General features: G+C 63.0%; 11 protein-coding genes. All 11 read right to left on the minus strand.

From position 1 onward, the window contains the following. On the minus strand, window positions 1–257 hold a 257-nt coding region (locus AB4061_RS34200; RefSeq protein ID WP_441640604.1), incomplete at its 3' end, for a hypothetical protein. Window positions 258–289: 32 nt separating this feature from the next. Beyond that, window positions 290–913, minus strand: coding sequence for an NUDIX domain-containing protein (locus AB4061_RS34205; protein WP_441640605.1), 624 nt, complete (start codon window positions 911–913; stop codon window positions 290–292). A 52-nt stretch (window positions 914–965) separates the two neighbouring features. Beyond that, entirely contained in the window at window positions 966–1,274 is a 309-nt protein-coding gene (locus tag AB4061_RS34210; RefSeq protein WP_441640606.1) for a DUF2818 family protein, read from the minus strand. Window positions 1,275–1,296: 22 nt separating this feature from the next. Beyond that, a complete protein-coding gene (nuoN, locus tag AB4061_RS34215; protein ID WP_441640607.1) occupies window positions 1,297–2,772 on the minus strand; it encodes an NADH-quinone oxidoreductase subunit NuoN in 1,476 nt (491 codons plus the stop codon). Between the two features lie 18 nt (window positions 2,773–2,790). After that, window positions 2,791–4,257, minus strand: coding sequence for an NADH-quinone oxidoreductase subunit M (locus AB4061_RS34220; RefSeq protein WP_441640608.1), 1,467 nt, complete (start codon window positions 4,255–4,257; stop codon window positions 2,791–2,793). Window positions 4,258–4,270: 13 nt separating this feature from the next. Beyond that, window positions 4,271–6,373, minus strand: a complete 2,103-nt coding sequence (gene nuoL / locus AB4061_RS34225; protein ID WP_441640609.1) for an NADH-quinone oxidoreductase subunit L — start codon at window positions 6,371–6,373, stop codon at window positions 4,271–4,273. Between the two features lie 59 nt (window positions 6,374–6,432). After that, entirely contained in the window at window positions 6,433–6,738 is a 306-nt protein-coding gene (gene nuoK / locus AB4061_RS34230) for an NADH-quinone oxidoreductase subunit NuoK (RefSeq protein ID WP_441640610.1), read from the minus strand. Between the two features lie 16 nt (window positions 6,739–6,754). Further along, window positions 6,755–7,405: an NADH-quinone oxidoreductase subunit J gene (locus AB4061_RS34235; protein WP_441640611.1), complete on the minus strand. Its 651-nt coding sequence runs from the start codon at window positions 7,403–7,405 to the stop codon at window positions 6,755–6,757. A gap of 143 nt (window positions 7,406–7,548) precedes the next feature. After that, window positions 7,549–8,040: an NADH-quinone oxidoreductase subunit NuoI gene (gene nuoI, locus AB4061_RS34240; protein ID WP_267606001.1), complete on the minus strand. Its 492-nt coding sequence runs from the start codon at window positions 8,038–8,040 to the stop codon at window positions 7,549–7,551. A 65-nt stretch (window positions 8,041–8,105) separates the two neighbouring features. Then, entirely contained in the window at window positions 8,106–9,170 is a 1,065-nt protein-coding gene (gene nuoH / locus AB4061_RS34245; protein ID WP_043344744.1) for an NADH-quinone oxidoreductase subunit NuoH, read from the minus strand. Window positions 9,171–9,188: 18 nt separating this feature from the next. Beyond that, window positions 9,189–11,567 (minus strand): NADH-quinone oxidoreductase subunit NuoG, encoded by a 2,379-nt coding sequence (gene nuoG, locus AB4061_RS34250; RefSeq protein ID WP_441640612.1) that lies wholly within the window; start codon window positions 11,565–11,567, stop codon window positions 9,189–9,191. Between the last annotated feature and the right edge of the window lie 12 nt (window positions 11,568–11,579).

Below are 11,579 nucleotides of genomic sequence, written 5' to 3' on the forward strand. Positions count from 1 at the left end.
GGGCCGTACGACGCAACCACAGAGGCAAAAACAGCCTTATTGCTCTGCCCCCGGCAGGGCGGCTTTCTTTTCGTTAGTTTTCTTTGCCGGTCAAAGAAAAGTGACCGGCAGCCCCCGCAGGGGGATGTCGTATGGCCCTTGGGTACAAAAACCATCGCCGATGAAATAAACACCGACCAACCCCGCAGGGCGATGTCGTACGGCCCTTGGGTACAAAAACCAACGCCGCACCAAATCAAAACCAAATCAAACAGCAAGAGCCAACGGTTCTGCCCTTGCGCACAATCCCCTATCCCGGCAACACCTGCTCCCCCGCCTCCCACACCCCCGACACCACCTTCTCCAGCCAGAACGCCCCAATGATCGTCTTGACGTCGGTAATCCGCCCCGAGCGCACCCAATCGATCACCTGCCCTGCCGGCACGATAAACGTCTCGAGGAATTCGCCTTCATCGAGCTGCGCCGGCCCGGCGGTCAGATCCCGCGCCAGGAAGATATCGATAAACTCGGTGGAATATGAAATAACGGGATGGATGCGCGTGAGGTAATCCCAACGCCGCGCGCTGTAGCCGGTTTCCTCCCGCAGCTCGCGCTCGCCGCAGCGCTGCGCGCCTTCCTGGGGATCGAGCTTGCCAGCAGGAAACTCCAGCATCACTTCGCCAACCGGATAGCGGTACTGCCGCTCCAGCAGCACAGTGCCATCGTTGAACAGCGGGATCATCATCACCGCGCCCGGATGCAGCACATATTCCCGGCCGGCATGCTTGCCGTCGGGCAGCTTGACGATATCTTGCTTGAGTGTGAGGAATTTGCCTGTGTGCAGCGTGGCGGACGCCACGCACACTTCCTTCAGGCCTTGATCGTCGCCAGCGGCGATCTCGCTAGCGTCCAGCGTGTCAATCTTGTCGCTCATGAAAGCTCCGGGTCCGGACGCGGCCGGCCCGGGCGCCTTCGCTACCCGGCCGTCAAGCCGCGCGATGTTTGACGAGGTACTGCCAGGTGAAGCCCGGGAAGGCAAACACCAGCACCATGCAGGCGGTGATGGCGTAGAACTGCCAGCCCTGCGGGAAGGCGTTGCCAAGTCCCGCCTCCACGGCGAAGCCGGCCAGGCCTGCCGCCACATACCAGGTGATCAACTCAGCCAGCCTCATCCACAGCGGCTTCCTGGCGAAACGCAGCGGAATCAGCGCGAACAGCCGCTGGTTGATGAACGGCAGGTTGGCACAGACCAATGCCAGCAAGATGACAAACCAGCCCGCCGCAGATGAACTCATATCGCTACGCCGCCGTCGTGCATCAGGACGCCAGCGTGGCGCGGATCGCCTGGTAGCACAGGTTCATCAGTGCCGCGGGGAACAGGCCCAGGGCAATGATGACCGCGCCGTTCAGCGTCAGCATCGAACGCAGGCCAAAGCTGGATTCCAGCTTGCGCTCGTCAGCCGGCGCATCGAAGTACATCAGCTTGACGATGCGCAGGTAGTAGAACGCGCCAATCAGCGAGAACAGCACGGCCACCACGGCCAGCCAGGTCATGCCGCTCTTGACCACGGCTTCGAGCACCGCCAGCTTGGCGTAGAAGCCCATGGTCGGCGGGATGCCGGCCAGCGAGAACATCATCACCAGCATCAGCAGCGCGTACCAGGGATTCTTGCGCGACAGGCCCTTGAGGTCGTCCAGGGTCTCTGCTTCGAAATCCTTGCCGGCGCGCAGCAGCACGATGCCGAAGGTGCCCAGCGTGGTCAGCACGTAGGTCACGGCATAGAACATCGACGAACCGTACGCGCTGGCGGCGCCGTCGGCCTTGCCGTCGGCCACGCCGGACAGCAGGCCCAGCAGCAGGAAGCCCATGTGCGAGATGGTGGAGTAAGCCAGCATCCGCTTCAGGTTGGTTTGCACGATGGCGGTCAGGTTGCCGATGGCGAGTGACGCCACAGCCAGCACCATCAGCATGACTTGCCAGTCCACCGCCAGCGGCAGCAGGCCTTCCACCAGCAGGCGCAGCGCCATGGCGAACGCAGCCAGCTTGGGCGCGCCAGCGATCAGCAGCGTCACCGCGGTCGGCGAGCCCTGGTAGATGTCCGGAATCCACATGTGGAACGGTGCGGCGCCCATCTTGAACGCAATGCCGGCCACGATGAAGACCACGCCGAAGGCCAGCATGGTGGTGTTGACGCGGCCCGATTCCACCACGCGGAACACTTCGCCGAGGTTCAGCGAGCCGGTGGCGCCGTACAGCATGGACATGCCATACAGCAGGAAGCCCGAGGCCAGTGCGCCCAGCACGAAGTACTTGATGGCGGATTCGGAGGTCACGCGGCTGTCGCGGCGCAAGGCCACCAGCGCGTAGGATGCCAGCGACAGCAGTTCCAGGCCCAGGTACAGGGTCAGGAAGTTGTTGCCGGTGATCATCACGATCTGGCCGCCGAGCGTGAACAGCGCGAGCATGTAGAACTCGCCGCTGAACATGTCGCGGTCGGCCAGGTAGCTACGGGTGTAGACCAGCGTGACGAACAGCGCAGCGGATGCGAAGGCCGACAGCAGGTTAGCCATCGGGTCCACCACCACCAGGTTGGCGAACGCGTAATGGGTCTCGCCGGCGACGCCGTTGATGCCGAACCACACGGTCAGCACCAGCGTGGTCAGCAACGACAGCGGATAGGCCACGCTGGTGCGGCTCTTGCCACGGGCAAGGTCGATCCAGTTGACCGCGGCGATCGCGATCGCCAGGAAAATGATTGGCGCCACAGGTGCCAATGTCGAGGACGGTTGCATGTTTGTTTCTCTCCCCGATTACAGCTTCGACTGCGCCACGTGCGACAGCAGGTTCACCACGGAAGCGTGCATCACATCGGTGAAGGGTTTCGGATACAGGCCCATATACAGGGTCATGATCGCCAGCAGGCCGAGCATCAGGAACTCGCGCTTGTTCAGGTCGACCAGTTCGGCCACGTGCTTGTGCACCACGTCGCCAAAGATCACGCGCTTGACCATCCACAGCGAATAGGCGGCGCCCAGGATCAGTGCCGTGGCTGCCAGCAGGCCAATCCAGAAGTTGAACTTGACCGCGCCCAGGATGACCATGAACTCACCGACGAAACCCGAGGTAGCCGGCAGGCCGCAGTTGGCCATGGCGAAGAACACCGACAGCGCCGCGAACTTCGGCATGGTGTTCACCACACCGCCGTAATCGGCGATCTGGCGCGAGTGCACCCGGTCATACAGCACGCCGATGCAAAGGAACATCGCACCCGAGATAAAGCCGTGGGAGATCATCTGGATGATGCCGCCCTCGATGCCGATCTCGTTGAAGATGAAGAAGCCCAGCGTGACGAAGCCCATGTGGGCGATCGACGAGTACGCCACCAGCTTCTTCATGTCGGCCTGCACCAGCGCGACCAGGCCGATGTAGATCACTGCGATCAGCGAGATGGTGATGATGAAGGCGGCCATGCTATGGCTGGCGTCCGGCGCGATCGGCAGCGAGAAACGCAGGAAACCGTAGGCGCCCAGCTTCAGCATGATGGCGGCCAGCACCACCGAGCCGCCGGTCGGCGCTTCCACGTGGGCGTCAGGCAGCCAGGTATGGACGGGCCACATCGGCACCTTGACCGCGAAGGCCAGGAAGAAGGCGACAAACAGCGCGATCTGCTCGTTCATCGACAGCTTGGCCTGGTGCCATTCGAGGATCTCGAAAGTACCGGTCTTGCTGTACAGGTACAGCAGCGCAACCAGCGTCAGCAGCGAGCCAAGCAGCGTGTACAGGAAGAACTTGAACGCCGCGTACACACGGTTCGGGCCGCCCCAGACACCGATGATGATGTACATCGGGATCAGCGTGGCTTCGAAGAACACGTAGAACAGCATGCCGTTGAGCGCGCAAAACACGCCGACCATCAGGCCCGACAAGATCAGGAACGAGGCCATGTACTCGGCCACGCGCTCGGTGATCACTTCCCAGGCGGAGATCACCACGATCACCGTGATGAAGGCGGTCAGCACCACGAACCACATCGAGATGCCGTCGACACCCAGGTGGTAGTTGATATTGAAGCGCTCGATCCAGTTCGACTTCTCGACGAACTGCATGGCAGCCGTGGAACGGTCGAAGTGGAATACCAGCGGCAGCGTCACGATGAAGCTGGCGACCGAGCCGAACAGCGACATCCAGCGGACGTAGCAGCGACTACGGTCGGAACCCGAGGCAAGGACCAGCAAGCCAAAAAAGATTGGCAGCCAGATAGCGAAAGACAGAACCATTTTCTTGTTTTCCTTACTTGGCGCTCACCGTGGCGAACGAGGTGCCGAACACCGTCATCGTCAGCAGTATCAACATGCCCAGGATCATGGCGAATGCGTAGTGATAGATGTAGCCGGATTGCAGGTAACGGCTTACCGACGCGAACCAGGCAACCACGCGCGCGGCGCCGTTGACCACCAGGCCGTCGATCAGGCCCTGGTCGCCGCCCTTCCACAGGCCGGTACCAAGCAGACGGGCACCGCGAGCAAACACGGCCTGGTTGATCGCGTCCATGTAGTACTTGTTGTCGAGCAGGGTGTACAGGCCCGAAAAACGTTGCTTGATGGCAGCCGGGATGTCCGGGCGCTTCATGTAGAAGAACCAGGAAAGCACCACACCGGCGATCGCCAGCCACAGCACCGGCGTGGTCAGCGAATGCAGGCCCATCGCCACCCAGCCGTGGAAGGCTTCGGTCAGCTCCGCCATCGCGTGGTGATTCTCGCCCACGTAGATCACGTTCTTGAAGGCCACGCCATTCTTGAAGAAGTCGCCGAACAGCATCGGGCCGATCGCGATCGCGCCGATCACCACCGACGGGATGGCCAGCAGCACCAGCGGCAGCGTGACGACCCACGGCGACTCGTGCGGCTTTTCTCCCGGAGCCAGGCCATGGTGATGGTCGGACGAGACTTCCTCGTCCTCATGGTCGCCATGATGGTTGTGGTGATCGTGGTTTTCCTTGCCGAAGCGCTCCTCGCCGTGGAACACCAGGAAGTACATGCGGAAGGAGTAGAACGCCGTGACGAACACGCCGGCCAGCACCGCGAAGTAGGCGAAGCCCGAACCCGGGATATGCGACTCGGCCACGGCCTCGATAATCGAGTCCTTGGAGTAGAAGCCAGCGAAGAACGGCGTGCCGATCAGGGCCAGCGAGCCCACCAGCGAGGTGATCCAGGTAATCGGCATGTACTTGCGCAGGCCGCCCATGTTGCGGATGTCCTGATCGTGGTGCATGCCGATGATGACCGAGCCGGCCGCAAGGAACAGCAGTGCCTTGAAGAATGCGTGGGTCATCAGGTGGAACACGGCCACCGAGTAGGCCGAGGCGCCCAGGGCGACGGTCATGTAGCCCAGCTGCGACAGCGTGGAGTAAGCCACCACGCGCTTGATGTCGTTCTGGATGATGCCCAGGAAGCCCATGAACAGCGCGGTAATGGCGCCGATCACCAGGACGAACGACAGCGCGGTGTCCGACAGCTCGAACAGCGGCGACATGCGCGCAACCATGAAGATACCGGCCGTCACCATGGTGGCGGCGTGGATCAGCGCGGAGATCGGGGTCGGACCTTCCATCGAATCAGGCAGCCACACGTGCAGCGGGAACTGCGCCGACTTGCCCATGGCGCCGATGAACAGGCAGATGCAGGCGACCGTGATCATCAGCCAGTCGGTACCCGGGAAGATCACCGTGGCGAGCTGGTCGCGCGCGGCGAAGACGTCGGTGTAGTTCATGCTGCCGCTGTAAGCCAGCAGCAGGCCGATGCCCAGGATGAAGCCGAAGTCACCCACACGGTTGACCAGGAATGCCTTCAGGTTGGCGAAGATGGCCGTCGGGCGGGTGTACCAGAAGCCGATCAGCAGGTACGACACCAGGCCCACAGCTTCCCAGCCGAAGAACAGCTGCAGGAAGTTGTTGCTCATCACCAGCATCAGCATCGAGAAGGTGAACAGCGAGATGTAGGCGAAGAAGCGGTTGTAGCCGGGGTCTTCGCTCATGTAGCCGACGGTGTAGATGTGCACCATCAGCGAGACGAAGGTCACCACCACCATCATCATCGCGGTCAGCGAGTCGACCAGGAAGCCCACCTCCATCTTCAGGTCGCCGATCTTCATCCACTCGTACACGGTGGCGTTGAAGCTCGCGCCGTTCATGACGTCCATCAGCACGATGATCGACAGCAGGCAGGAAATCGCCACACCGAGAATCGTCACGGTGTGGGCCAGCGTGCGGCCGGCGCGTGTCTCCGAGGAGAATGTGCTGAAGAACTTGGTGCCGAACAGGCCGGCGATGGCTGCACCGGCGAGCGGTGCGAGCGGAATCGCCAGTAGCAGGTTGGGGTCGAGCGTGGTTGCCATAGGACGCTTAGTGGTGTGCGGTCGGAGAACGGTCTTGATTCATAACGTAGCGGCGCGGATCAACCCTTGAGGGTGTCCATGTCGTCCACGTTGATCGTGTCCAGGTTGCGGAACAGCACGACCAGGATTGCAAGGCCGATTGCCGATTCGGCCGCAGCCACCGTGAGGATAAAGAAAACGAAAACCTGTCCTGCCAGGTCGCCCAGATAGTGCGAGAAGGCGACGAAGTTCATATTGACCGCAAGCAGCATCAACTCGATCGCCATCAGCAGCACGATCACGTTCTTGCGGTTCAGGAAAATACCAACGATGCTGACGGCGAACAGGATCGCACCGAGCACGAGGAAATGGGCGAGAGAGAGCACAGCGTTTCTCCGGGCTTTAGTTCTTGTTAGCGGCAGCCGCGGCATCCGGGCTGGCTTGAGTGCCGGCACGGGCTTCGCTGGGCATCGAGACCAGGCGCACGCGGTCCTGGCGGCGGGTGCGCAACTGCTCGCCCACGTCTTGCGACTTGTTGTCCTTGCGGCGGCGCAGCGTCAGCGCGACGGCGGCGATGATCGCCACCAGCAGGATGATGCCCGCCACTTCAAAGGCGTAGATGTAGTCGGTGTAGATCAGCTTGCCGAGCGCTGCCGTGTTGGAGTAGTCCGGGCCCTGCGCCACGTTGYTCAGCGGCACCGTGGTGCCGATGAAGTTACGCACCAGCACGGTGGCCATCTCGCCGATGATCAGCGCGCCGATCACCGAGGCCATCGGTACGTAGGTCCAGAAGTCCCGTCGCAGGTGCTCGATGTCGATATCGATCATCATCACCACGAACAGGAACAGCACCATCACGGCGCCCACGTACACCAGCACAAGCAGGATGGCGAGGAATTCGGCCTTCAGCAGCATCCAGATCGCGGCTGCCGTAAAAAACGACAGCACGAGGAACAGTGCGGAGTGCACCGGGTTCTTCGCGGTGATGACTTTCAGTGCGGAGAGCACCAGCACCAGCGCAAAGACATAGAAGATGGTGGTCGTGAGTTCCATGGTCCTCGTCGAGCCTTCCGGCACAAGCCACCCCTGGTGGCCTGCCCTTGCGGCATCCTTTTCGTTAGCCCCACACGGGGCCCGATTCACAATGCATTGGCAACGCCCGCCAGGTTCGGCGGGCACGCCCTGTAATGCGCTTATCAGCGGTACTTGGCGTCCGCAGCCTTGGCCGCGGCGATCTGCGGCTCGTAGCGGTCGCCCACTGCCAGCAGCATGTCCTTGGTGAAGTACAGGTCGCCGCGCTTCTCGCCGTGGTACTCGAGGATATGCGTCTCGACGATGGCGTCGACCGGGCAGGCTTCTTCGCAGAAACCGCAGAAAATGCACTTGGTCAGGTCGATGTCATAGCGCGTGGTGCGGCGGGTGCCGTCGGCGCGGGCATCGGACTCGATGGTGATGGCCACGGCCGGGCAAACCGCTTCGCACAGCTTGCAGGCGATGCAGCGCTCTTCCCCGTTGGGGTAGCGGCGCAGCGCGTGCAGGCCGCGAAAACGCGGCGACATCGGCGTTTTCTCTTCGGGGAACTGGACCGTGATCTTGCGGGCGAAGAGATAACGCCCGGTCAGAGCCATGCCCTTGAAGAGTTCCTTCAGGAGCAGGCTGTTGAAGAAGTCCTTGATGGCGAGCAGCATGACGATTGCTTCCTAATGATTCCGCAGGGCGCCGCCTGTTGTGGCTGCGCCCCTGCTTTGGCCGTTCAATGCCAGATATTCCAGGGCGACCGGATCCAGATCGCCACGATGACCAGCCAGCCCACCGTCAGCGGGATGAAGATCTTCCAGCCCAGGCGCATGATCTGGTCATAGCGGTAGCGCGGGAACGAAGCACGAATCCAGATAAACACCGACAGCAGCAAAAATACCTTGATCACCAGCCAGAAGAAGCCCGGGACCGCATTGGTGATGAAGCTCTCGAACGGCGGCGCCCAGCCTCCCAGGAACATCAACGCGGTCATCGTCGAGATGACGATCATGTTGATGTACTCAGCCAGGAAGAACAGCGCGAAGCCCATGCCCGAGTACTCGATCATGTGGCCGGCAACGATTTCCGACTCGCCTTCCACCACGTCGAACGGGTGGCGGTTGGTTTCGGCCACGCCAGAGATGAAGTACACGCCGAACATGGGCAGCAGCGGCAGCCAGTTCCACGACAGTACGTTGATCCCCATGTTGGCGAAATAGCCGGTGTTCTGCGAGTTGACGATGGCCGACAGGTTCAGGCTGCCAGACACCATCAGCACGGTCACCAGGGCAAAGCCCATGGCGATTTCATAGGACACCATCTGCGCCGCGGCGCGCATGGCGCCGATGAAGGCGTACTTGGAGTTGGAGGCCCAACCGGCCAGGATCACGCCGTAGACGCCAACCGAGCTGATCGCCATCACGTACAGCAGGCCGGCGTTGACGTTGGCCATCACCACTTCGGCCTGGAACGGAATCACCGCCCAGATCGCCACGGCGGGCATCAGCACCATCAGCGGGGCAACCAGGTACATGCCCCGGCTGACCTGCGTGGGCATCATCACTTCCTTGAGCAGCAGCTTGAGCACGTCGGCGATCGGCTGCAGCAGGCCGAGCGGTCCGACCCGGTTCGGGCCGATACGCACGTGCATCCAGCCAATCAGCTTGCGCTCCCACAGGATCAGGTAGGCCACGCACAACAGCAGCGGCACCACAATGACCACGGCGCGAATCAGGATCCACAGCGGCGTCCAGGCGCCGCCGAAGAGATTCTGTCCTTGCGAGGTAATCCAATCGATCATGTTTCTTTCTCGCTCTTCTTATGCCGTGGCCGCCGGCTCGGCCGCGCCCTTCGCGGTGGCGGCCAGGTCGATGGCTTTCTCTACGGTGACGGTGCCGAACGGTGCGCCCAGCGTGGTCGCGGCAACGGTGCCGGCGGACACGCGCACGGTGCCGGCAGGCAACGCGGCTTCGAGGGCGGCTGGCAGCACCACGCTGCCCTGCCCTTGCGTCACGCGCACCGGGTCGCCAGCCTGCACGCCCAGCGAGGCGAACAGGTCGGCTGACAGGCCGGCTTGCATGGCGCGGCGCGCGGCTGCGGACAGTTGCAGCGAATCGGCACGGCGCACGATCGGGTCGGCATGGTAGATCGGCACATCGGCGATGCGTTCGATCCCACCCGCCACCTGGGCGGTGACGCGGATGGCCGCGTCGGTGCCGTTGTTCAGTTGCGGTGCGACCGGCTTGGCCAGCACTTCGTCTCGCACGCTTTCGGCGGTCTCGAAGTCAAAGCCAGGCACGTCCAGCAGGTTGCCAAGCACGCGCAGCACCTTCCAGCCCGGACGCGAATCGCCCAGCGCGCGGACGACGCCGTTGAAGCTTTGCGGCAGGCCTTCGCAGTTCACGAACGTGCCTGCGGTTTCGGTGAACGGGGTCACCGGCAGGATCACGTCAGCATATTGCAGCGCGGCGTCCGAGCGGAACGCGGACAGCACCACCACGGTGCCGGCCTGGGCCAGCGCGGCCAGGGCCTGGCTCGGGTTGGCGGCGTCGAACTCGGGTTCCGTGTTCAACAACACGTAGGCACGGCGCGGCGTGTCGAACATGGCCTGCGCATTGGCGCCGCCATTTTGCGGCAGCGCGCCGGCGATATGGCCACCGACGGTGTTCGCGGCTTCGGTCAGGAAGCCCAGCGTAGCGCCGGTTTCCGTGGCGATCCACTGTGCCAGCGCGTGCAGCGCGGCAAATTGCGGATGACGCACGGCCTCGTTGCCGAGGAACACGGCGCGGCGCTCGCCCGACAGCAGCGCGTCGGCCACCAGCTTGGCCTTGTCGTCGCCATCGAAGCCATCGGTGCCCGCCGGAGCGGCCACGCCCTTGGCGGCGGCAACGGCACGGGCCACGCCGGCCAGGGCTGCGGTCCAGCCGGACGGCGCTACGTCAATGCGTGCGGCCAGCGGCATCAGCAGGTCCTCGGCGCTGGCGCCGAGCACGGCCACGCGGGCCCCCTTCTTGCCAGCCTGGCGCAGACGCGCGGCCAGCAGCGGATGATCCTTGCGCAGGGCGGAACCGATCACCAGCACGCGTTGCAGCGCGGAGACGTCGGCGATCGGCAGGCCGAGCCACGGCGCACCCTTGATGGCGGCCGAGAAATCGGTCTGGCGCTGGCGGAAGTCGACGTTGTCGCTGCCCAGGCCACGCACCAGCTTGCCCAGCAGGTGGAGTTCTTCCAGCGTGCTGTGCGGGCTGGCCAGCGCGGCGATCTGGTCGGCGCCATGGTCGCGCTTGATGCTCGCGAGGCCGTTGGCCACGTATTCCAGTGCGGTCTGCCAGTCAGTTTCCATCCACTCGCCACCCTGCTTGACGAGCGGCTTGGTGAGACGGTCCGGGCTGTTGAGGCCTTCGTACGAGAAGCGGTCCTTGTCGGACAGCCAGCATTCGTTGACGGCTTCGTTGTCCAGCGGCAGCACGCGCATCACGCGCTGGTTCTTGGTCTGCACCACCAGGTTCGCGCCCAGGCCATCGTGCGGCGACACCGACTTGCGGCGCGCCAGTTCCCAGGTACGTGCCGAGTAGCGGAACGGCTTGCTGGTCAGCGCGCCGACCGGGCAGAGGTCGATCATGTTGCCGGACAGTTCCGAATCCACGGTCTGGCCAACGAAGGTCGTGATCTCGGAGTGCTCGCCACGGCCCAGCATGCCCAGCTCCATCACGCCGGCCACTTCCTGGCCAAAGCGCACGCAGCGGGTGCAGTGGATGCAGCGGCTCATCTCTTCCATGGAGATCAGCGGGCCCACGTTCTTGTGGAATACGACGCGCTTTTCTTCCTTGTAGCGCGATTCCGATGCGCCGTAGCCCACGGCCAGATCCTGCAACTGGCACTCGCCGCCCTGATCGCAGATCGGGCAATCCAGCGGGTGGTTGATCAGCAGGAATTCCATCACCGACTTCTGGGCCTTGACTGCCTTCTCCGAATTGGTGAAGACCTTCATGCCAGGGGTGACCGGCGTGGCGCAGGCGGGCAGCGCCTTGGGCGCTTTCTCAACCTCAACCAGGCACATGCGGCAGTTCGCCGCGATGGACAATTTACGGTGGTAGCAGAAGTGCGGGATGTAGGTGCCCAGCTGGCGGGCGGCTTCCATCACCAGGCTGCCTTCAGCAACCTCAACCTTCTTGCCGTCGATCTCGAGTTCAACCATGTTCTGCCACGC

The sequence above is a fragment of the Cupriavidus sp. YAF13 genome (assembly GCF_052113425.1).
Taxonomy (GTDB): domain Bacteria; phylum Pseudomonadota; class Gammaproteobacteria; order Burkholderiales; family Burkholderiaceae; genus Cupriavidus.